Source organism: Mesorhizobium sp. CA14, assembly GCF_020165195.1.
GTDB lineage: Bacteria > Pseudomonadota > Alphaproteobacteria > Rhizobiales > Rhizobiaceae > Mesorhizobium.
In genome coordinates, this window is sequence record NZ_JAIUHR010000010.1 from 90,529 (window position 1) to 110,960 (window position 20,432).

Annotated in this window: 22 protein-coding genes; 5 read left to right on the top strand and 17 right to left on the bottom strand. The window is 65.4% G+C overall.

Annotated elements, in window-relative coordinates; genetic code table 11:
* The first annotated feature begins 33 nt into the window (after nt 1–33).
* From LB565_RS13580 to LB565_RS13590, 3 genes are read left to right on the top strand one after another with little or no spacing between them, the layout of a single operon-like run.
* Nucleotides 34–321 carry a PqqD family protein gene (locus tag LB565_RS13580; RefSeq protein WP_224584688.1) on the top strand — a complete coding sequence of 96 codons (288 nt, stop codon included), beginning with the start codon at nt 34–36 and terminating at the stop codon, nt 319–321.
* Nucleotides 321–752: a lasso peptide biosynthesis B2 protein gene (locus LB565_RS13585; protein ID WP_224584690.1), complete on the top strand. Its 432-nt coding sequence runs from the start codon at nt 321–323 to the stop codon at nt 750–752. Before LB565_RS13580 ends, LB565_RS13585 begins: the two co-directional genes overlap by 1 nt.
* Nucleotides 749–1,729, top strand: coding sequence for a serine kinase (locus LB565_RS13590; protein ID WP_224584693.1), 981 nt, complete (start codon nt 749–751; stop codon nt 1,727–1,729). The genes LB565_RS13585 and LB565_RS13590 overlap by 4 nt, the downstream gene beginning before the upstream one ends.
* 7 nt (nt 1,730–1,736) lie before the next feature.
* On the opposite strand, the gene LB565_RS13595 is transcribed toward LB565_RS13590, so the two are convergent.
* From LB565_RS13595 to LB565_RS13675, 17 genes are all read right to left on the bottom strand, one after another.
* Entirely contained in the window at nt 1,737–1,976 is a 240-nt protein-coding gene (locus LB565_RS13595) for a hypothetical protein (protein ID WP_224584695.1), read from the bottom strand.
* The gene (locus tag LB565_RS13600) at nt 1,970–2,716 is read right to left on the bottom strand and encodes a formyltransferase family protein (RefSeq protein WP_224584697.1); all 747 of its coding nucleotides are present in this window, start codon (nt 2,714–2,716) and stop codon (nt 1,970–1,972) included. Before LB565_RS13600 ends, LB565_RS13595 begins: the two co-directional genes overlap by 7 nt.
* A gap of 7 nt (nt 2,717–2,723) precedes the next feature.
* Complete coding sequence (locus tag LB565_RS13605) at nt 2,724–3,749, bottom strand: nucleotidyltransferase family protein (RefSeq protein ID WP_224584699.1); 1,026 nt, start codon at nt 3,747–3,749, stop codon at nt 2,724–2,726.
* 275 nt (nt 3,750–4,024) lie between these two features.
* Entirely contained in the window at nt 4,025–5,011 is a 987-nt protein-coding gene (gene dhaK, locus LB565_RS13610; protein ID WP_224584701.1) for a dihydroxyacetone kinase subunit DhaK, read from the bottom strand.
* 79 nt (nt 5,012–5,090) lie between these two features.
* Entirely contained in the window at nt 5,091–5,522 is a 432-nt protein-coding gene (locus tag LB565_RS13615; protein WP_224527053.1) for a hypothetical protein, read from the bottom strand.
* Between the two features lie 7 nt (nt 5,523–5,529).
* Nucleotides 5,530–7,104: a phosphoenolpyruvate--protein phosphotransferase gene (ptsP, locus tag LB565_RS13620; protein ID WP_224584703.1), complete on the bottom strand. Its 1,575-nt coding sequence runs from the start codon at nt 7,102–7,104 to the stop codon at nt 5,530–5,532.
* Nucleotides 7,105–7,145: 41 nt separating this feature from the next.
* Entirely contained in the window at nt 7,146–7,448 is a 303-nt protein-coding gene (locus LB565_RS13625) for an HPr family phosphocarrier protein (protein ID WP_224584706.1), read from the bottom strand.
* A gap of 19 nt (nt 7,449–7,467) precedes the next feature.
* The gene (dhaM, locus tag LB565_RS13630; RefSeq protein ID WP_140650393.1) at nt 7,468–7,857 is read right to left on the bottom strand and encodes a dihydroxyacetone kinase phosphoryl donor subunit DhaM; all 390 of its coding nucleotides are present in this window, start codon (nt 7,855–7,857) and stop codon (nt 7,468–7,470) included.
* The gene (gene dhaL / locus LB565_RS13635; RefSeq protein WP_224584707.1) at nt 7,857–8,456 is read right to left on the bottom strand and encodes a dihydroxyacetone kinase subunit DhaL; all 600 of its coding nucleotides are present in this window, start codon (nt 8,454–8,456) and stop codon (nt 7,857–7,859) included. Before dhaL ends, dhaM begins: the two co-directional genes overlap by 1 nt.
* Before the next feature lie 10 nt (nt 8,457–8,466).
* Nucleotides 8,467–10,107: a dihydroxyacetone kinase subunit DhaK gene (locus LB565_RS13640; protein ID WP_224584710.1), complete on the bottom strand. Its 1,641-nt coding sequence runs from the start codon at nt 10,105–10,107 to the stop codon at nt 8,467–8,469.
* A gap of 59 nt (nt 10,108–10,166) precedes the next feature.
* Nucleotides 10,167–11,180 (bottom strand): ABC transporter ATP-binding protein, encoded by a 1,014-nt coding sequence (locus LB565_RS13645; RefSeq protein ID WP_224584712.1) that lies wholly within the window; start codon nt 11,178–11,180, stop codon nt 10,167–10,169.
* Complete coding sequence (locus LB565_RS13650; protein WP_224584713.1) at nt 11,173–12,279, bottom strand: ABC transporter ATP-binding protein; 1,107 nt, start codon at nt 12,277–12,279, stop codon at nt 11,173–11,175. The genes LB565_RS13645 and LB565_RS13650 overlap by 8 nt, the downstream gene beginning before the upstream one ends.
* Before the next feature lie 2 nt (nt 12,280–12,281).
* Nucleotides 12,282–12,485 (bottom strand): hypothetical protein, encoded by a 204-nt coding sequence (locus LB565_RS13655; RefSeq protein WP_224584716.1) that lies wholly within the window; start codon nt 12,483–12,485, stop codon nt 12,282–12,284.
* Nucleotides 12,486–12,699: 214 nt separating this feature from the next.
* The gene (locus LB565_RS13660; RefSeq protein ID WP_224584717.1) at nt 12,700–13,650 is read right to left on the bottom strand and encodes a carbohydrate ABC transporter permease; all 951 of its coding nucleotides are present in this window, start codon (nt 13,648–13,650) and stop codon (nt 12,700–12,702) included.
* Nucleotides 13,647–14,594: a carbohydrate ABC transporter permease gene (locus LB565_RS13665; RefSeq protein ID WP_224584808.1), complete on the bottom strand. Its 948-nt coding sequence runs from the start codon at nt 14,592–14,594 to the stop codon at nt 13,647–13,649. Before LB565_RS13665 ends, LB565_RS13660 begins: the two co-directional genes overlap by 4 nt.
* A 106-nt stretch (nt 14,595–14,700) precedes the next feature.
* On the bottom strand, nt 14,701–16,029 hold the full coding sequence (locus LB565_RS13670; protein ID WP_224584720.1) for an ABC transporter substrate-binding protein: 1,329 nt from the start codon (nt 16,027–16,029) through the stop codon (nt 14,701–14,703).
* Nucleotides 16,030–16,261: 232 nt separating this feature from the next.
* Entirely contained in the window at nt 16,262–16,960 is a 699-nt protein-coding gene (locus LB565_RS13675) for a PIG-L deacetylase family protein (RefSeq protein ID WP_224584721.1), read from the bottom strand.
* A 23-nt stretch (nt 16,961–16,983) separates the two neighbouring features.
* Between LB565_RS13675 and LB565_RS13680 the strand changes: the two genes are divergently transcribed.
* Both LB565_RS13680 and hrpB read left to right on the top strand, forming a co-directional pair.
* Nucleotides 16,984–17,874 carry a DMT family transporter gene (locus tag LB565_RS13680; protein WP_224584723.1) on the top strand — a complete coding sequence of 297 codons (891 nt, stop codon included), beginning with the start codon at nt 16,984–16,986 and terminating at the stop codon, nt 17,872–17,874.
* Nucleotides 17,875–17,929: 55 nt separating this feature from the next.
* Complete coding sequence (hrpB, locus tag LB565_RS13685) at nt 17,930–20,389, top strand: ATP-dependent helicase HrpB (protein ID WP_224584724.1); 2,460 nt, start codon at nt 17,930–17,932, stop codon at nt 20,387–20,389.
* The last annotated feature ends 43 nt before the right edge of the window (nt 20,390–20,432 follow it).

Below are 20,432 nucleotides of genomic sequence, written 5' to 3' on the forward strand. Positions count from 1 at the left end.
GCTACTTGCTCCCGGGCGAAGGGAAGCGGGCGCATGGCTGAGATTGGTTCTGAAACGGTGCTGCGGATGGCGGACGACGCCTCCGTGCAGCATGTCGGCGATGGCGCCGTCGTGCTTTTGGCGCGCAGCGGCCAGCTTTACACCTGCAACGACACGACCGAGGCTTTTCTCGACAAGGTGAACGGCGCGCGCAACCTCAACCAGATCGTCGACCTGCTGTCGGACGAATTCGAGGTCGACAAGGCGACGCTCGACCAGGACATGACCGAATTGGCCGCCGAGCTGGTGGCCGAAGGCATCCTCGCCGACCCGGGCGCGTGATGGCCGACGGGCTGGTCCTGCGCGTCCTGTTTCGCGCCCATTTGTGGCTCAGCGCCCGGCTGATGCCGGTGCTGGTGGGCCGGCGCGATTTTGAAAGCGTGTTGAAACTGGCGCCGCTGCAGTCGCCTGCGCCCTATCGCGACTTGCCCTGGGCCTACATCGTCCATCGCGTCAAACGAACGGTACGGCGCCCCTGGCTGATGCGCGACCGCAGATGCCTTCGCGAAGGTCTGCTCGGGTTTCGTTTTCTGCGGATGGCCGGCCTCGACCCGGAGCTGCGTTTCGGCGTCGATGCCAAGTCGATGCACGAGCCTCGCCTGTCGGCGCATTGCTGGGTCTGCCTCGATGGCAAGCCGGTGGTCAGCGACAGCCAGCCCGGCATGGTGGAGATCTACCGCCACCCGGCCAGGATGAAGGCGCCAGCCGCTTGAGCGACCAGACTTTCCGCTACGACCTCAACGGCCAGGTCATAGGCATCACCGCCGCGCGTGCCGATCTGTGGCCGAGCCTTGACCTGATGCTCGGCACCCTGCGCATGAACGAGCCTGTCCCGGCCGGTTTTCGCGTCGACATTGTCGAAACGCTCGAGTTGCCGGAGAATCCCGAAGGAAAGCTGGCTTTCGACGGCGACGTCCCGCCGGACGGCCATTGCCGCATGATCGACGCCGGAAGCGTTTTCCATCTCGTCTTTCCGGGCCAGCAGACGCTGTCGATCCACGACGGCGAGGGCCGGGCCGAAATCCGTCTTCGTCCGGACAGCAAGATCAAGTGGACGCTGCTGATGATGGTGCTGGACGCGGCGCTCGACGCGGACGGCCAGCATATGCTGCACACCGCTGGTCTCACCTTGCCGGGAAAGGACGGCCTGGTTCTCATTCATGCGCCAAGCGGCACGGGCAAGTCGACGACGTCGCTCGCGCTTGCGTCACGGGGCTTCGGCCTCTGCTCGGATGACGTGATGATCCTCAATGCAAAGGCGCAGGGCATTTCGGCTTGGGGCATGCCGCGCAAGGTGAAGATCCACCGCAACACCGCCGCAATGTTGCCCTTCGTCACGCCTTGCCTGGGCGAAAACTGGGATGCCGAGGGCGAGCAATCCGTTTCGCTGGACCGCCTCGGCGAAATCATTCGTGTCGAGGATGTGCGCGCCAGGCCCGTCGCCGCGCTCCTGCACCTTGCACGCTCGGCAGACGCCGAGACCCGGCTGCTGCCGATGGCCAGGACCGACGCTATGGTGGCTTTGGCCACCGACAATGTGCGGACCGGCATGACCGGCCTGCTGTCGCTGCAGAAAAGGCGCATGGCGACGATCGCGGCCCTGGTGAAGGCAGTGCCGACCTTCACGCTGGAAGTCGGGGCAAGGCCGGTCGAGGCGGCGGCGCTGATCCGCGCCGCGGTGCCGAGTTGACGCGCGCTCAGTCCTTCGCGCCGAAACGCCGGATGTCGAAGGATCGCTGGTTCCACCGGCCATGGCGGGGTTTCGACTGCCATCGCAACAACAGCCGGGACAGTTTGTTATAGGCCAGATGGACGACGCGCGCGTCGGCGCAGTCGAACTCCACCAGTCCCCATCGGGATTTCGCCGCTTCGCCGCTGGGTGGTCCCAGGCGGCGGATCGGCTGGGCCAGACGGGCCGGCGTTCCATTGATCAGCACACTGACCGAAACACTCGACCCGACGATCGGCACAGCCGCGCGACATGGTCGCTTGACGATTGCATGCCGACGATCAACGGACCCGGCTCGACGCGCGCCCAGACGTAAGCCCCATCCGGCTGGGGCATTCCGGCAAGCCTGCCCCGGCAAAACTCGGGCGCAATATCCGTCGCAAGCGCAGCCATCGCGTCGGCCAGGGCCTTGTTCACCGTTGCGGCCGAACGCCAATCCCCTGCTGCAAAGCCAACCTGCGCCAGGATGTCGCCCGCATCGAAGCCGGACGTCATCTTGTGCAATGTCACGCCGCCATGCGCTTCATGCATCCGGTCGATAACTAGTCGGTGAATCGGATGCGGGCCGCGATAGTGCGGCAGAAGCGCGGGATGCAGGTTGAGGCCGCCCTTCGGAAACAGCTCAAGTACAGTTTGCGGGATCAGCCTACCGTATCCGAAACAGATCAAAAGATCGGCGCCGATGCTGAGCTCCCGCCCGAGCGCATCCCAATCATGGGGCGGGCTGAATTCGATTAGCGGGGGCATGGCGTGTCTGGGATGAGATATCAACGCAAACCGTCGCCGCAGGCGGCGGCGCAGGGTACTGAAGCTGAAGCGCTTGCCGGCACGTGGGCCTGGCACGACCACGGCAGCGATGCGGTGGCCGTCATTTGCCCAGCGTGCAAGCATGGGCGCGGTGACGGACGAAACCTCGGTGATGAATACGGCCGAGAGCGGTTTCTCCATGCCGAGCTCAGGCTGGATATGGTCGCGACCGTGCCAGCCTCTGGACCCAGCGGAAGGCATCGCGGCTGAGGCGCGAGCGCAGCTTCTCGCGAGAATTGACCCGAAGCAGCATGTTGCCGGTGATCAACCATTTGGCCAGTCGGATCGAGAGGTCCGGCTTGATGCGGTCGGCGAGCTCGATCGCGCGCGGCGCGCCGAACAGGCGTCCGGTGACGTTGAGGACCGTGGCCAGCTCGAGCTCGATGCCGGTCATGCGGGCGGCATCGAGCAGCCGCGCTTCCGCTTGAGGCGATTTCAGCGCCCGCACGCCTTGCAGCACGTCGACGCACAGCTGCAGGCGGTGGAACTTGTGGCCGCCGGCGGCATGAACGATGGCGATGGTGAGCAGCGCGGCCGGCGTGTCGGTTTCGCTGCCGTCGATTGCCTGCAACTCGCGGAAGCCAAGCGACAGGCGTCTGCGCATGCCGGTGTCGTGCACCAGATTGCCATGCAATTCGACCAGCAGGCTGGAGTTCTCTTTCTCCAGCCATTTGAATTCCAGCAGTTCATGCGACTCGGCCTCATCGCTGCCGAGCTCGAAGCCGCATTCGCCGATGGTCCTGTTGGCCGCCTCGATGCTGGCGGGGTCGACGAGGATGTCGATGTCGGTGAAGGGACGGTCCGCAACCTGGCTATAGAGCTTGCGCGCGAACACCGGCCCCTTGACGATCCGGGCCGGCACGCCCTTTGCCGCCAGCGCTTTCATGATGCGGTCGCCGTGATATTGCAGCAGCATCGATTGGCCGGTCGCCATCGTCGCCTCGTCGCGCAACTCCGATAGCCTCCGCTGCAGGGCTGCGTCCTGCGGCAGTCGAGCGTCACCGATCTCCCGGAGTTTGCGCAGCATGATCGGCAGCACGCCGTGAAACTCCGCATTGGCGAGCAGCGCCAGCAGGGTTGCGGCCACAACATCCCTGCTAACAGCCGCCGGTGCATCGGGGTCGGCGAAGGTCAGCAGCAGTTTTTCATCGGCGGGGGCAAGAGATGGCAGCATCAAATCTGGTCGGGATTGGTTATGGAAGGCAGATATGGCGGATATGGTTGCAGAAAAGCATCAGGGACGCCAGCAACGAGAGGGCGAAGCTCCCGCATGAATTGACAGTGTGAATAGCTTTGCCGCATTCTTACAACCTGGAGTCGGAGGCATGAAAATGACCAAGAAGCAATATCAAGCGCCAGTTCTGCGCAAGGCAGGTAAGCTGTCCACTGTAGTAGCCGTTGCCTCGAAAACACCGGCCTAAGCCAGGTTCGCAGCCTTCGCTTGCACCTCTAAATGCCCCATCGCAACGCCGCCGTGTGTACCGGCGCGTCCCAAAGTGCCGACGTTTCGTCGTCCAGCGTGGTCAGCGTGATCGAGCATCCCGCCATGTCGAGCGAGGTCACATAGGACCCGACCAGCGAGCGGACCACCGTCACGCCCTGCCTCTCGAACATTCTGCGGGCGCTGTTGTACATCAGATAGAGCTCCATCGACGGTGTGCCACCGAAGCCGTTGACGAACAGCAGCGCCGGCCCTTTGACCCGGTCGCCGAGGTCGCCGGCAATCGTCGCGCAGACCTCCCCGGCGATGGCGTCGGCGCTCTTCAGCGCATCGCGCCGCCGGCCGGGCTCGCCATGGATGCCGACGCCGAATTCCATCTCGCCATCGCCGATCTCGAAGGTCGGCTTGCCGGCGGCGGGGACCGTGCCGCTGGTCAGCGCCACGCCCATGGAGCGCGTCGCGGCATTGATGCGGTCGCCCAGCGCCTTGAGCGCGGGCAGGGCCATGCCTTGCTCCGCCGCCGCGCCGACGATCTTTTCAACCACCAGCGTGCCGGCCACCCCGCGCCGTCCGGTCGTGTAGGACGAGTTCTCGACCGCGACGTCGTCATTGGTCACCACCTGCAGCACGCCGTCCGCCATCTCGGCCGCCATGTCGAAATTCATCACATCGCCTTCATAGTTCTTGACAATGAACAGGCAGCCGGCGCCGGTGTCGACAGCCTGGACGGCCGCCAGCATCTGGTCGGGCGTCGGCGAGGTGAAGACCTGGCCGGGGCAGGCGGCGTCCAGCATGCCGTGGCCGACAAAGCCGCCATGCAGCGGCTCGTGGCCGGAGCCGCCGCCCGAGATCAGCGCCACCTTGCCGGGTTTCAACGCCCTGCGGCGGATGAATTTGCGGTCGTCGCCAAGCACGAGGATGTCGGCGTGAGCCGCCGCAAAGCCATCGAGGCTTTCGGCCAGCACCGTGTCCACTGAATTGATGAATTTCTTCATGACGGTCCTCCCGACGGTCTTAGTTTACGCAATTCCGAACGGAAAACCGCTACACACTTTTCCTGGAATTGTTCCTGCTTTAGCCGCTACCCTTGCCGGCGATGCTGGTTATTTTCTGGATGAATTCGTTGATCGCCCGGTCGAGCGCGGCGTTCTGCCTGTCGTCGCCGAAATCCGGCACGATGAGCGAGACATGACGCGTCTTGCGCGGCCCTGAGGCCGCGGGCGCTTTGCCGGGATGCGCCTGGTGATAGGCGGCCATGAACTGGTCGCGCTCGGCCTGGCTGAAGTGGCAGACGGAAAAGATGGAAGGCAGATGCTTTGATGGGATCGGGATCGAATAGGCCGGGCTGGAGATCTGCGTGACGAAGCTGCGGTGCTTGCCGAGCGCATCGGCAAGGCGCTGGCGCATGCCCGACGGGCGCTGGTCGATGACCTGCGACAGGATCGTCTTATAGGCGCGGATCGCCTCTTCCGAGCCTGTTTCCGATATCTTCTCGGTCCTGGCCATGCCGCGTCTACACCGCAACGTCCGCGATGGCCGCCTTGGCCGTGGCGAGTTGCGCAGGAGCGACCGATAGGTCGCGCAAGCCCGCCTCGAGCAGCGCCGGGATGGCTGCCGGATCGCCGCCCGCGTCGCCGCATAGGCTGACCGGAATACCTCTCTCCCGCCCGAAGGCCGTGATCGTAGCAATCAGCCGCAGCACCGACGGGTGGCGCACGGTGTTGAGATGCGCCACGGCTGCGTTGTCCCGCGCGGCCGCCATCACATATTGCGTCAAGTCGTTGGAGCCGATCGAGAAGAATGCGACACCGGCGAAGGCTTCGGGCGCCAGCGCGACGGAAGGCACCTCCACCATGATGCCGAGCGGCGGAAGCTGGTGTGCCACGCCCCGCGCGGCAAGCGCGGCTTCTTCTTCGGCGAACAGCGCGGTGGCTTGGCTGTACTCCTCGGGCGTGGCGATCATCGGGAACATCACCTTCAGATTGCCGTGGATGGCGGCGCGCAGCAATGCCCGGATCTGCACGCGGAAGACATCGCGCCGCGCCAGCGAAAGCCTTATGCCGCGCAGACCGAGAAACGGGTTGGTTTCCTCGACGGTGAAACCCGGCACCGGCTTGTCGCCGCCGGCATCGACGGTGCGGATGGTCACCGGCTTGTCGCCGGCCCATTCCAGTACCTTGCGATAGGCACGGTATTGCGTCTCCTCGTCCGGCAGCGCCTTGCCGAACAGGAATTCGGTCCGCATCAGGCCGATGCCGTCGCAGCTTTCGATTTCGATTCCATCGACGTCGGAGGGGTAGGCGATGTTGACCTGGACGCGCACGGCGGTGCCGACCTTGGTCACCGCCGGCTCCGTCAGGAATGTCTTCGCCGCGCCGAGCCGGTCGGCGAAAGAGGAGGCGGATTGCCGGAAGGCTTCGATCTCGGCCGGCGACGGCGAGAAAACGATCGCGCCGCGTTCGGCGTCGAGCAGCGCGACACCGGTGAGCGTTTCAGCCTCGTCGCCGAGACCGACGACCATCGGCACGCCGCGCGAGCGCGCCAGCATAGCGACATGGCTGGCGGTGCTGCCGCGCTTGAGCGCGATGCCGCCGCCCTCGCTCCAATCGGTTTCGAGGAAGCGCGTCGGCGCGATGTCCTCGCCGTAGAGGATCGCCCCCGGGGGTGCCGCGGCCTCGCTGTCCTCACTCAGCGCGCGCAGCACCTGGTCGCGGATGTCACGCAAATCCGCGGCACGGGCGCGGAAATAGTCCTGGTCCGACGCTTCATAGCCGGCGATCTCGCTGTCCAGCGCGGTCCGCCAGGCGACATCCGCCGGCTGCCCGGAGCCGATCGCCGCCAAGGCCGGACCGCTCAACGCGTCGTCCTCCAGCACGGCGATGTGGAATTCGAGGATGCCGGCGGCGTCGCCATCGGCGGTTTCGATCAGCGCGGCCAGCCGGCCGACGGCCTTGCCGATTGCCTTTACCAGTGCGACCTGTTCTTCCTCGGCGCTCGCCTTGGCCTTGTAGTTGGCCGGAGGCTGGTCGAGGTCGAACAGCGGGCCTTCGGCGTAACCGGGAGAGGCGGGGATACCCTCAACCCGCATGGCTCGCCTTCCTTGCGGGCCTGCCGTCATGCAGATCGGTCTCAAGCGGACCGGGCATGATCCACGCCCTCGTCGAAGTCGCGCTGTACCAGATCGACCAGCGCTTTCACCGCCTGGACCGCGCCCTCGCCCTTGGCGCGGATATGCAGCATGGTGCCCTTCGGCGCCTTGGCCGCCATCACCTTGACGATGCTCTTGGCGTCGAACCAGGGGCCGTTGGCAGCCACCGCCACCTCCACCTCGGCAGCGAACGACTTGGCGAGCTTGGTGAACTTCACCGAAGGGCGTGCGTGCAATCCCACCGCGTGGGTGATCAGGACCGTTGCTTCGGCGGATGCGGACATTCAGTCGGTTCCCGTTCGTTCACGACGGCGACAATTCATGCGCCGTCGCCACCACTTCCTTGAGCGAGGCGCCGCCGGAGGATTCGGTTGCCGCCATCACCGCGCCCTCGACGATCGGCGCGTTGCAGACGACTATTCTGTGGGAGCGCGGCTCGCCGATCATCTCGACCGCCATCTCCGAGTTGGTCTCGGCGCCGCCGAGATCGACCAGTATAGCGACACCGGCTTCCGACCAGGCCTTGTCGATCGCGTCCATGATCGCCTCGACGCTGGTGCCGAGGCCGCCATGGCCGTTTCCGCCGCACCATGCAAGCGGCACTTCGTCGCCCACCATCTGGCGCACCATGTCGGCCGTGCCCTCGGCGACCAGGGGCGAATGCGACACGATGACGATCCCGACATTGCTCATCAATTGCCCTCTATGGCTTCCGCGACTGCGCGCACCAGCAGCGCGGTCGAGCGCGCCCCGGCGTCCATATGCCCGATCGAGCGCTCTCCCAGGAAGGAAGCGCGCCCGCGCAGAGCCTTCATCGGCACCGTGGCCTCCGCAGCCTTGTCGGCTGCATCGGCGATCTCGCCAGCCGTCTGACCTTGCGCCAATGCCTCATACACCGGCTGCAGCACGTCGAGCATGGTTTTTTGTCCCGGCTGCGATTTGCCGCGCGCCGCGACCGCCTCGATCGCCTTGCCCAGCGCCGCCGTCAGTCCGTTTCGATCGGGTACTGCCGACAGGTCCTTGCCGAGCGCCATGAACAATGTGCCGAACAAGGGGCCGGACGCGCCGCCCACGGTCATCACCAGCTTGGTGCCGACCGCCTTCAGCGCCTCGGGCAGCGGTTTCGTCGCGAAGGCGTCGGCCTCGGCACGCACGGCCTCGAAGCCGCGCTTCATGTTCAGCCCGTGGTCGCCGTCGCCGATGGCCTGGTCGAGCGCGGTCAATTCCTCGGCATGTGCCGCGATCGTATCGGCCGCCGCCGCGATCAATCGGGAGAAATCGGCTGCGGCCATTGTCTGTCCTTCATGCCGGGGCGAACAGCGCCGCCACGGCAGCGAAAACTTTGGCGACCGCGAAGGCGCCTGGATCCGCTGTGTCAAGCTGCCTGCCGATATAGGCGGAGCGGCCGGCCTTCGCCTTCTGCATCGCCTCGGTTGCCTCGGCGCCTTGCCGCGCCGCTTCTGCCGCCGCTTCCAGCCCGCTTGCATCAAGCGCCCGCAGTGCCGGCTCCAGCGCATCAACCATGGTGCGGTCGCCGGCCTTGGCGCCGCCGTAGAAAGTCATGCGGTCTAGCCCGGCGAGCAGCGCCTTGGGTGAAGTTGCGCCGAAACGCAAAGTCTGTGCGGCGGCCGTGAAGAAGATCGACAACAGTACGCCGCTGGAGCCGCCCATCGAGGTGCCCAACGTATCGCCGATTGCGGCAAATGTCGCGGCCTTGTCGGCGAGCGGCAGCGTGTCGATGCGCTCGAGAATGCTGCGCGCGCCCATCGCCACGGTCGAGCCGGTGTCGCCGTCGCCCGCCTTGGCGTCGAGCGCGTTGAGCGGCTCTTCGAGCGCGATCAGCTTCTGGCAGACGGCCCTGATCAGCCGCTCCGCGGCCGCATCGCGGCTGGCGGGCTTTATGGCTGTGCCTATGCCAGGTTTGGCCATTGCGATAGTGGCCGGCTGACGAACCGGCTTCGCCGGCAGCCAGGCATGCGGGCCGACAGGCGCCAGCAGCGCCGCCTCGCGTTCCGCGTCGAGCTTGAGCAGCGACAGCGAGAATCCGTTCATGTTGAGCGCCGTCATCAGATGACCGGGGCCGATCGTCAGCGCCACGGCCTTCGCCAGCGGCGAGGACAAGACGGCGTTGGCGATCAAAGACATTTCGAGCGGCGGCACCGAGCCGAGATTGTTGATCAGCAAGGCATAATGGCTGCCGGGATCGAGCTGCGCGGCGAGGCGCTCGGCCATGACAGCGACGAACGCGCTGGCGCTCTGCAGCGCGATGCGCTCGACGCCCGGCTCGCCATGAATGCCCAGGCCGAGCTCGCCATCATTCGCGCCGAAGCGCTCCTCATGCGCCTGTCCGGGGATCGAGCAGGAGGAAAGCGAGATGCCGAGCGAAAAGATGTCCTTGGCCGCCGCCCGCGCCGCCGCGGCAACCGACGCCAGGTCGTGACCGGCTTCGGACAGATGACCGGCGATCTTGTGCACGAACAACGTGCCGGCGACGCCGCGCGGCTGGGCGATGTCGGGTAACGCGATGTCGTCGCCTACGATCACCATCTCGACCGCAAGGCCCTCGGCGCGCGCCTTTTCCGCGGCCAGTCCGAAATTGAGCCGGTCGCCGGTGTAGTTCTTGACGACCAGCAGGCAGCCGGCCGACCCCGTCGTGGCGCGGATCGCCGCCAGCACCGCCTCGACGCTCGGCGAAGCGAAGATCTCGCCGGAGACGGCCGCCGTCAGCATCCCGGCGCCGACGAAGCCGGCATGCGAGGGTTCATGCCCGGCACCGCCGCCCGAAACCACGGCCACCTTCGTCTTGTCCCACTCGGCGCGCAGCACGACCTTGATCTCGGGATAACCGTCGAGGCGGGCGAGCGCACCCGATCCCGTCGTGGCGAGGAAGCCGTCCAGCGCCTCGGTGACGATCGTGTCCTTGCGGTTGAAAAAGTGCTTCATGAATTTCGTCCAGTCCGTATCTGCGGTCGTCAATCGGTGTGCGATAAGCGCGTGGCCGGCTACATCAATCTCTGCCCATCCGAGCCGAAATAAAGCGGCGCTATGTAGCGGATCGTCACTCTGTCCCCCTTTGCGAGCGGCGTGTCGGGACCGGTCAGCGTCACCAGCTTCTTCGGCCCCACCGTCACATGCAGATGGTTCTGGTCGCCGAGATGCTCGACCCAGTCGACGACGCCGTCGGCATGACCGTTCAGCGCCTTCTCGATCGCGAGATGCTCGGTGCGGGCGCCGATCGTCATTGTTCCGGTCGGCACGCCGCCGTCGGGCAAAAGCCCTGCCGGCAAGAGGTTGATCGCCGGCTGGCCGAGACGGGCCGCGACATGCAGGTTCGCCGGCTCCGAATAGATCGCACGCGGCGTGCCGATCTGCACCAGCACGCCGTCGGCGAGGATGCCGATGCGGTCGGCCATGGTCATCGCCTCGATCTGGTCATGCGTGACATAGAGCATGGTGGCGCCGAGCTCGGACTGGATGCGTTTGAGCTCGAGCCGAAGATCGGCGCGCAGCTTGGCGTCAAGCGAGGACAGCGGCTCGTCCATCAGGTAGATCGCGGGCTTCCTCACCAGGGCGCGGCCGATGGCGACGCGCTGCATCTCGCCGCCCGACAGTTTTGTCGAGCGGTTGTCGAGCTTGTGGTCGATGCGCACCATGCGCGCCACGTCCTCGACGCGCCGCCGCACGGCCTCTTCCGGAAACCGCCGCGCCGGCGAGCGCAGCGGGAAGGCGAGATTGTCGAACACCGAAAGATGCGGGTAAAGCGAATATTGCTGGAAGACGAAGGCGGTGTCGCGTTCTGCCGGCGACAGCGCCGTCGCGTCATGGCCGCCGATGTGGATCGTGCCGCTGTCCGGCCGTTCCAGCCCGGCGATCAGCCTCAGCGTCGTCGTCTTGCCGGCGCCGGTCGGCCCGAGCAGCACGACGAATTCGCCGTCCTTTATAACGAGGTCGAGATCGTTGATCGCGACGGTGTCGCCAAAACTCTTGGTCACGCCCTGGATGTGAACGTCAGCCATGGCGCGCCTCCGCTGCCTGATCATGCATGGCGGTCCGGACCGCTCGTCCGGAGCCCTTCTCGAACAGCGACAGCCGCGCGCCGTTCAGCGCCAGCCCGACCTGTTCGCCGGGGCTGAGATGGATGCCCGCCGGCACCCGGGCCTTGATGATGCCGTCTGCCGTCTCGACGGCGACGATCTGCGTGGTGCCTAGATATTCGGTGCCGTAGATCGCGCCGCGCAGCTTCGAGCCATCGTCGAAGCGGATGTGCTCAGGCCGGATACCCAGCGCCATGTCGGCCGGAGCGATATCCTCGCGCACTTCCGGTACCGCCACCTTGGCGCCCTGCACGACGATCTCCTTCGCGCCCTTGGCGAGGCCGCCGCCGAACTTCAGGAAATTCATCGGCGGCGAGCCGATGAAATCGGCGACGAACATGGTTGCTGGCCGGTCGTAGATTTCCCGCGGCGTGCCGAACTGCTCGATGACGCCGTGATTCATCACCGCAATCTTGTCGGCCATCGACATCGCTTCCATCTGGTCGTGCGTGACATAGACGGTCGTGGCGTGGATGCGATTGTGCAGCTCGCGCAGCTCGTGCACCATCAGATCGCGGAACTCGGTATCGAGGGTGCCGAGCGGCTCGTCCATGAGAAAGCATTTCGGCCGCCGCACGATGGCGCGGCCGAGCGCGACGCGCTGGCGGTCGCCGCCGGCAAGGCCGGAGACGGACTTGTCGAGAAGATGGTCGATGCGCAACAGCTTCGCCGTCTCCTCGACGCGGCTGCGGATTTCGGCCGGCGGCATGCCCTGCGCAAGCAGCGGAAAGCCGATGTTCCGGCGCACATTCATATGCGGGTAGAGCGCGAAGAGCTGGAAGACGAAGGCGATGTCGCGCTCGCGCGCCCGTCGCATGGTGACGTCCTCGCCGCCGAGCAGGATCTTGCCGCCGGTCGGCAATTCGAGGCCGGCGATCATGCGCAGCGTCGTCGTCTTGCCGCAGCCGGACGGCCCGAGCATGACGAAGAACTCGCCGTCCTCGACGACGAAGTTGGAATCCTGCACGGCGACGAATGCGCCGAAGGCCTTCCTCAGGTTCTGAACACGGATCTCGGCCATATCTATTCCGGGAATTTCGAGACGATGATGAACATCACCGTGCCGGTGAGCATGGTGATGAAGGAATAGGTGTAGAGCGACAGCGCGAAAGGCTGGAACAGCATCAGGAAGCCGATCGCGATGATCGCGGTCGCGATGTTTTCCATCAGGCCACGCCTTGCCCAGCGCGGCCAAGAGGAGCGCTTGGAGGCAATAGAGCGGTTCATGCGTTCCTCCCTTCCTTCTCGTTCAAGGGGAGAGATGGTTGCCAAGTGGTTCCCACACTCCGTCGCTGCTTCGCAGCGCCACCTCTCCCCCCTCCGGAGGGAGAGGAAGGGAGCCTGGCTGAATGAAGTTCGCGCCCTTCCTCTACCCCGTCGATCGGGGGGGAGGTGTCGAGCGAAGCTCGACGGAGTGGGGGTCGACTTATTCCCACACTAATCATTTGCGCACCGCGCCGAAGGTGATGCCGCGCAAGAGCTGCTTGCGGAGCAGGATGGTGAAGACGAGGATCGGCACCAGAAAGATGGTCGTGCCGGCTGCCACCGCCGGCCAGTCCTGGCCGCCCTCGCCGATGATGGTCGGGATGAAGGGCGGCGCGGTCTGCGCGCTGCCGGAAGTGAGCAGCGCCGCGAACGCATATTCGTTCCAGGCAAAGATCAGGCAGAAGATGGCGGTCGCGGCGATGCCGGTCGTGGCCTGCGGCAGCACGGTGCGCCAGAAGGCCTGCAGCCGCGTGTAGCCGTCGATCATCGCGGCCTCTTCATACTCGCGTGGGATCTCGTCGATGAAGCCTTTCAAGAGCCACACAGCCAGCGAAACGTTGACCGCGGTGTAGAGCAGGATCATGCCGAGCGCGGTGTCGGACAGGCCGAGCTCGCGATACATCAGGTAGATCGGGATCGCCACCGCGATCGGCGGCATGAAGCGCGTCGACAGGATGAAGAACAGAAGGTCGTCGGCCAAAGGCACCTGGAAGCGCGAGAAGCCATAGGCCGAGAGCGTGCCGAGGAACACCGCGCAGAAGGTCGAGCCGAAGGCGATGATCAGCGAGTTGACGAAACGCGGCAGGAAATTCGACGGCCCGGCGATCACCATGTTGCGCTTGCGCACGGTCTCGTCGCAGAAGCCCGTCGCCGGTCCGAGCGAGTTGATGTATTCCGGCGTCTGCCTTGTGCGTGTCGTGAACAGGTTGCAATAGCCCTCGATGCTCGGCTGGAAGACGATCTTGGGCGGATAGGCGATCGAATCCGGCGGCGTCTTGAAGCTGGTGGCGAAGATCCAGAGCAGCGGCACGATCGAGATCAGCGCATAGGCTATGATGATCGTGCCGGCGATCAGCTTCGCGTTCGACGAGGGCGCGACGACGGAATGGGCGGTGGTCAGGCTCATCTCTGCTTCACCTTGTTGAGCGCCTTGACGTAGATGTTGGCCAGCCCGAACACCGCGACGAACAGGATGATGGCGAAGGCCGACGAATAGCCGGTGCGCCAGCTCTCGAAAGCCTGCCGCTTCAGCGTGATCGAGGCGACCTCCGTGGTCGAGCCGGGTCCGCCGCCGGTGAGCAGGTTGACCATGTCGAACATCTTGAAGTTCTCGATGCCGCGAAACAGCACCGCCAGCATGATGAAGGGCAGCGCCATCGGCAGCGTGATCGACCAGAACTGCCGCCAGTTGGAGGCGCGGTCGACCTCGGCCGCTTCATAGATGTATTCGGGGATCGAGCGCAGCCCGGCGAGGCAGATCAGCATCACGTAAGGCGTCCACATCCAGGTGTCGACGATGATGATCGCCCATGGCGCCAGCTCGACATTGGACAGCATCTGCACATTCGTCGGCGGAATGCCGGTGACGAAGGAAACGACGTAGGAGAACAGGCCGATCTGCGGCTCGTAGAGGAAGCGCCAGAAATTGCCGACCACCGCCGGCGACAGCATCATCGGCACCAGGATGATGGTGGTCCAGAAGGCGTGGCCGCGGAATTTTCGGTCGATCAGCCAGGCTAGCGTGAAGCCGATCACCGTCTGCAGAAGGATCGTCCAGAACACGAAATGCGCCGTCGTCTGCATGGCGATCCAGATGTCCTGGTCGCCGAGAATGCGCTGGTAATTCGCGAGCCCCAGATTCTTCACCACCTCGTTGGGACGGTTGGCGCGGTAATTGGTGAAGGAGAGATAGATCGCCCAGAACAGCGGGAAGATGTTGACGGCCAACAGCAAAAGGATCGTCGGCGAGATGAACAGCCAGGCGAGGCCCTTGTCGCTGATGCCCCGGATCTTCCTGGCCAACGGCTCCGGTGTGGCCCGGGCAACGTTGTCCGCAGTCCGATCGAGCATGGTAAGTCCTGCTTCGGTCACGGGTAAGTCTCGACGATGGAATTTATCTGAACTGCGTCCCGTGCCAAGGGTGGCACGGGACGCTGCGGTCCGGCTCGGGAGGAGCCTACATCTTGCCGTCGTCCTGGAAGGTCTGCGTCCAGTCCTTGACCAGACTATCGAGCGCTTCCTGCGCGGTACCCTTATCGGCCACCACGTAGTCATGAACGCGCTTCTGCATCGCCTGCAAAAGCGTGGCGTAGCTCGGCTCGGCCCAGAAATCCTTCACGATCGCCATAGATTCAAGGAAGGTCGACGCGTAGGGTTGGCTGGCCGGGAACTTGGGGTCGTTGACCACCGCATTGAGACAGGAGTAGCCGCCCAGCGCCCACCATTTGGCCTGCACGTCCTTGTTGGCGAACCACTTGATGTATTTCAGCGCCGATTCCTGCTTGTCGGAATAGGAGACCACGGAAATGCCCTGGCCGCCGAGCTGGGCGAAATGCCCCTTCGGGCCGGCGGGGTTGGCGAAGAAGCCGATCTTGTCGCCGCCTACTTTCTCGTCCTTGTAGAGACCGGGCCAAGTGAAGGCGAAGTTCATATGCAGGGCAACCTGGCCCGATTTGAAGGCGTCGGCCGATTCGCCCATGTAGACGTTCGACGACCCGGGAGGTGTGCAGCAATCATACAGCTTCTTGTAGAATTCGAGGCCCTTGGCCGCGTCCGCAGAGTTGACGAAGCCCTGCATTTCGTAGGCCTTCTTTGGATTCTGATAGTCGAAGCCATAGTCGTAAACGACGTTGGTGACGCCCATGGTGATGCCTTCCGAGCCGCGCTCGGTATAGATCGAGGCGCCGTAGACCGTCTTGCCGTCGATCTGCCGCTTTTGGAAGAATTCGGCAATCTGCATCAACTGGTCATAGGTCTTGGGCGGGGCGAGGTCCCAGCCGTACTTCTCCTTGAATTCCTTCTGCAGCTCAGGCCGCGAGAACCAGTCCTTGCGATAGGTCCAGCCGACGACGTCGCCCATGGCCGGCAGCGCCCAGTAGTTCGGCGTGTTCTTCGGCCATTCGGAATAGCCGACCACGGTCGCCGGCACGAAGTCGTCCATGCTGATCTTCTCCTTGTCGAAGAAGTCGTTCAGCTTGACGTAATGGCCGTTCTCGGCGGCGCCGCCGATCCACTGGCTGTCGCCGATGATCAGGTCGCAGAGCTTGCCGTGCGAGTTGAGCTCGTTGAGGAAGCGATCGGCATAATTGGTCCACGGCACGAACTCGAATTTCATGCCGATGCCGGTTTGCTTGGTGAAGTCCTTGGACAGTTCCACGAGCGCGTTGGCCGGATCCCAAGCCGCCCAGCACAGCGTCAGGTCTTCCGCATGCGCGACGTTCGAGACGGCTGTCGACGCAAAGATCGCCGAAGCCAGTCCCAACGCCAGTTTCAAGATCGATTTCATGCCTACCTCCCATTTGCGAAACGCGTCCGGATGACGGTTTCAAGAGCCCTCAACCCTCGCTCCTCCGAGGGCCCAAACATGGCGGGCGATGCGCGCCGCGATGTTTAGTAATTTGTTTAGTGATGCTCTTTTTACTAAACAACGCAAGCGAATTCGTTGCTGCGTCGCAGCATGGCGAAGCGCGTCATTGAAATCGTTGGGAAATGATCCCCGAACCTGGGTCCTGCTGACGTTAGCTGGCCGCGTTGGCGGGGCCCGGAGTTGTCGTCAGCGGCCGGATCGGCGGCGCCGGCGGCAGGAGCGCTCGTATGTCGGCGAAGGGGAAGGTCGGCTCGAAGCGGAAGGCCTCGGCTAGTGCGCCGGAGGCGCCGTTGCACTGTCCGGCGCGAAACTCGTTCTGGAGGCGCGCCCTGTGCACATAGTGCTCCGGACCTTGCGACCGGTGCGCGAGGATCGCTTTCGCCTTGATGTCCCAATGATGCGAGATCTCGACATAATGGGTCGGCGAAAAACCGGTGCCGCCGAGCGTGTCGGCATGCAGCACCGGCACCGCGAAGGATGCGGCGAGCCGCACGCCGTCGGACAGGGCGCGGTGGTCGCCATGATAATCGGAGGGCGCATGGGTGATGGCGAGGTCGGGCTTCACCTCGCCGATCAGCGCCTTCAGCGCCGCAATGAACGCGGCATCGGCGATGAGCTCCCCGTCGGGAAAGTCGAGGAAGCGCGGCTCGACGCCGAGCAGGCCCGCCGCCGTGGTCGCTTCCTTGCGCCGCAAGCGGGCAAGCGCTGCCGGGTCGCCTGTGCCGCCCCTGGCGCCGTCCGTGGCTATGGCGAAAGTCAGTTCTGCGCCTTGCGCGGCATAGGCGGCCAGCGTACCGAACATGAATATCTCGATATCGTCGGGATGTGCCCCCAGCGCCAGTATCTTCACGTCTTTCTCCCGGAAATGGAATCGTGCCGAACGGAATCCTGCTCGCCCTTCTCGCTTACGCAAACTATTCGTTCAGCGACGCCGTCATCAAGGGGCTGGGCGGGCAGTTCACCGTCTTCGAGATCGGCTTTTTCATGACATTGTTTGCCGGCTGTTTCCTCTTCTTCACCCGGCCGAAGGAGGAGCGCTGGCGCGATTTCTGGCGCACCAAGCGACCCTGGGCCGTACAGGCACGCGCCTGGGCCGGCATCGCCTCGGGCGTGCTCAGCGTCTATGCCTTCACCACCATTCCGCTGGCGGAGGTTTACGCGCTGCTCTTCCTCGCCCCGTTGCTCGTCACCGTGCTTTCGACCGTCATCCTGAAGGAGGAGGTCGGTCCTTGGCGATGGCTTGCCGTGATCGCGGGCTTCGCCGGTGTCATGCTGGTGGTGCGGCCGGGCTTCCGCGAATTGCATCTTGGCCATCTCGCCGCCTTCGCCAACGCCTTCGTCGCGGCAACCATCGTCATCCTGATGCGCTCGCTTGCCCAGCAGGAAAAGCGCACGACCATGTTGGGCTCGCTGATCGGCTATGGCCTGCTCTTCAACGGGGCCGGCGCGGTCGCGACGTCATTTACGCTTCCCAATCTGTGGCAACTGGGCTGGCTGGTCCTGGGCGGCCTGTTCACCGCCGGCGGCCAATTGCTGCATCTCCTGGCGGCCAAATACGCGCCGGCCAATCGCATCGCCCCGACGCATTATTCGCAGATCGTCTGGGCGGTCATCCTCGGCGCGATGTTCTTCAGGGAATATCCCGACGCCATGACGCTGGTCGGCCTTGCAGTCGTCGGCGCCTCAGGCCTCCTCACCATGGTGCGCGAGGAAGTGCGGCTTGGCACCGTGCGCTGGAACCCGTTCACGCGTGCCCGGCTTTGACCGGCATGGGCCCGACACGTTGCACGGCGACCGCGACCGCTGATATGCGGGCAAAATGACGACGAGACCCTTGCCGGAGCTTCCGGTCACAGCCGTGCTGCCGGCACTCGGCGAAGCGCTCTCGCGGCGCAACAGCGTCGTGCTGGTGGCGCCACCCGGCGCCGGCAAGACGACGCTAGTGCCGCTGGCGCTGCTCGACGCGCCTTGGCTCGGCGAGGGCCGGATCGTGCTGCTCGAGCCCCGGCGGCTCGCCGCCCGCGCCGCCGCACGCCGCATGGCCGAACTGCTGGGTGAGGAGCCCGGCGGCACGGTGGGCCACGCCATGCGCATGGAGAACCGCACCTCGGCGCGAACAAGGATCCTGGTCGTCACCGAAGGCGTGCTCTCGCGCATGATCCTCGACGATCCGGAGCTGCCCGGCGTCTCGGCGATGATCTTCGACGAATTCCACGAGCGTTCGCTCGACGGCGATTTCGGCCTGGCGCTGGCGCTCGATGTGCAGGGCGCGTTGCGGCCGGACCTGCGTCTGCTGGTCATGTCGGCGACGCTCGACGGCGCGCGCGTGGCGAAGCTTTTGTCGGAGGCGCCGGTGATCGAAAGCGAAGGCCGCGCCTATCCGGTCGAGATCCGCTACGACGAGCGGCCGCCCGGCACGGCGATCGAGGACGGCATGGCCAAGGCCGTGCGCGCGGCCTTGGCCGGCGAGCAGGGCAGCGTGCTCGCCTTCCTGCCCGGACAGCGCGAGATCGAGCGCACCGCCGAGCGGCTGCAGGGCAATGTCGCCGCCGACACCGACATCGTTCCGCTCTACGGCCAGCTCGACAACCGGATGCAGGATCAGGCGATCAGGCCGGCGCCGGCCGGCCGCCGCAAGGTGGTGCTGGCGACCTCGATCGCCGAGACCTCGATCACCATCGACGGCGTGCGTGTCGTCATCGATTCCGGCCTGTCGCGGCTGCCGCGCTATGAGCCGGCGAGCGGCCTGACCAGGCTTGAGACGGTGCGTGTCAGCAAGGCTTCGGCCGACCAGCGCGCCGGCCGCGCCGGCCGCACTCAAGCCGGCGTGGCGGTGCGTCTGTGGCGAGCCGAGCAGACCGCGTCGCTTCCCGCCTTCACGCCGCCCGAAATCCTCGAGGCCGATCTGTCCGGCCTGCTGCTCGACTGTGCCGCCTTCGGCGTCGCCGATCCGTCGAGCCTTTCGTTCCTCGATCCGCCGCCGGCGCCCGCTCTCAACGAGGCGAGGGTGCTGCTCAAGGCGCTGCATGCCGTCGACGATGCCGGCAGGTTGACCGAGGCGGGCGCCGCCATGCGCAAGCTGGCGCTGCCGGTGCGGCTGGCGCATATGGTGGCCGAAGCGGCGAAGACGGGCCATGCACGGGAAGCGGCTACGCTTGCCGTGCTCTTGACCGAGCGTGGGCTGGGCGGCGACAGCGCCGATCTGGAGCGGCGTCTGATCCGGTTTCGCGGCGAGAAATCCCCCCGCGCCAACGCCGCCAGGCAACTCGCCGAGCGTTTCGCCAGACAGGCCGGCGGCCAGAGCGGCGAGGCAGCCTCTGCAGGCGCCCTCCTGATCCATGCCTGGCCGGATCGCGTGGCAAGGGCGCGCGGCGAGCGCGGCCGCTTCGTGCTCGCCAATGGTTCGGGCGCCATGGTCGATGCCGCTGATCCGCTCGCCAATGAAACCTGGCTGGTGGTCGCCGACCTGCAGGGCAAGGCGCAGAACGCCCGCATCACCGCCGCCGCGCCGGTCGGCGAAGCCGATATCCGCGCCGCCCTTGCCGATCGCATCGAGACGAAGCGCGAGGCCACCTTCGACCGTGAGCGCCGCGCCTTGCGCATGCGCGAGACCGCCAGGCTCGGCGCCATCACGCTGTCCGAGCGCATGTTGCCGGCGCCGTCAGGCGCCGATGCAGAGCGCGCCATTCTCGACGCTCTGAAAGAGCACGGCCTGTCTCTGCTCGACTGGGGCAAGGAAGCGGAGGCGCTGCGCCAGCGGCTCGGCTGGCTGCGTCGCGGCCTCGGAGCACCTTGGCCCGACGTTTCGGACGAAGCGCTTATCGAGGGCCTCGATGATTGGCTCCTGCCGTTTCTCTCCGGCGATGCCTCCTTCGCCGCCATCAAGCCGGCGACGCTGTCGTCGGCGCTGATGGCGCTCGTCCCGCACGACCTGCAGCGCAAGATCGACGTGCTGGCGCCGACCCATTTCGACGCGCCGTCCGGCAGCCACGTGCCGATCCGCTATGATGGCGAGTGGCCGGTGCTTTCGATCCGCGTGCAGGAACTGTTCGGCCTCGACCGTCATCCGGCGATCGCAAACGGAACCGTTCCGCTGACTCTCGAATTGCTGTCGCCGGCGCACCGGCCGATCCAGACGACGCGCGATCTCCCCGGCTTCTGGCGAGGCTCCTGGGCGGACGTGCGCGCCGACATGCGGGGCCGCTATCCAAAACATGTCTGGCCGGAAAACCCGCTGCTGGCCGCCGCCACCAGCCGGGCCAAACCGCGCGGAACCTGACGATGCTCTATCGTTTCCGCTCCTGCGGCTGTAATCCTTGGCA

Coding starts and splice junctions, on each gene's coding strand:
- LB565_RS13580 (WP_224584688.1), top strand. CDS start 34: ATGGCTGAGATTGGTTCTGAAACGGTGCTGCGGATGGCGGACGACGCC.
- LB565_RS13585 (WP_224584690.1), top strand. CDS start 321: ATGGCCGACGGGCTGGTCCTGCGCGTCCTGTTTCGCGCCCATTTGTGG.
- LB565_RS13600 (WP_224584697.1), bottom strand. CDS start 2,716: ATGGAGAAACCGCTCTCGGCCGTATTCATCACCGAGGTTTCGTCCGTC.
- LB565_RS13605 (WP_224584699.1), bottom strand. CDS start 3,749: ATGCTGCCATCTCTTGCCCCCGCCGATGAAAAACTGCTGCTGACCTTC.
- dhaK (WP_224584701.1), bottom strand. CDS start 5,011: ATGAAGAAATTCATCAATTCAGTGGACACGGTGCTGGCCGAAAGCCTC.
- LB565_RS13615 (WP_224527053.1), bottom strand. CDS start 5,522: ATGGCCAGGACCGAGAAGATATCGGAAACAGGCTCGGAAGAGGCGATC.
- ptsP (WP_224584703.1), bottom strand. CDS start 7,104: ATGCGGGTTGAGGGTATCCCCGCCTCTCCCGGTTACGCCGAAGGCCCG.
- LB565_RS13625 (WP_224584706.1), bottom strand. CDS start 7,448: ATGTCCGCATCCGCCGAAGCAACGGTCCTGATCACCCACGCGGTGGGA.
- dhaM (WP_140650393.1), bottom strand. CDS start 7,857: ATGAGCAATGTCGGGATCGTCATCGTGTCGCATTCGCCCCTGGTCGCC.
- dhaL (WP_224584707.1), bottom strand. CDS start 8,456: ATGGCCGCAGCCGATTTCTCCCGATTGATCGCGGCGGCGGCCGATACG.
- LB565_RS13640 (WP_224584710.1), bottom strand. CDS start 10,107: ATGAAGCACTTTTTCAACCGCAAGGACACGATCGTCACCGAGGCGCTG.
- LB565_RS13645 (WP_224584712.1), bottom strand. CDS start 11,180: ATGGCTGACGTTCACATCCAGGGCGTGACCAAGAGTTTTGGCGACACC.
- LB565_RS13650 (WP_224584713.1), bottom strand. CDS start 12,279: ATGGCCGAGATCCGTGTTCAGAACCTGAGGAAGGCCTTCGGCGCATTC.
- LB565_RS13655 (WP_224584716.1), bottom strand. CDS start 12,485: ATGAACCGCTCTATTGCCTCCAAGCGCTCCTCTTGGCCGCGCTGGGCA.
- LB565_RS13660 (WP_224584717.1), bottom strand. CDS start 13,650: ATGAGCCTGACCACCGCCCATTCCGTCGTCGCGCCCTCGTCGAACGCG.
- LB565_RS13665 (WP_224584808.1), bottom strand. CDS start 14,594: ATGCTCGATCGGACTGCGGACAACGTTGCCCGGGCCACACCGGAGCCG.
- LB565_RS13670 (WP_224584720.1), bottom strand. CDS start 16,029: ATGAAATCGATCTTGAAACTGGCGTTGGGACTGGCTTCGGCGATCTTT.
- hrpB (WP_224584724.1), top strand. CDS start 17,930: ATGACGACGAGACCCTTGCCGGAGCTTCCGGTCACAGCCGTGCTGCCG.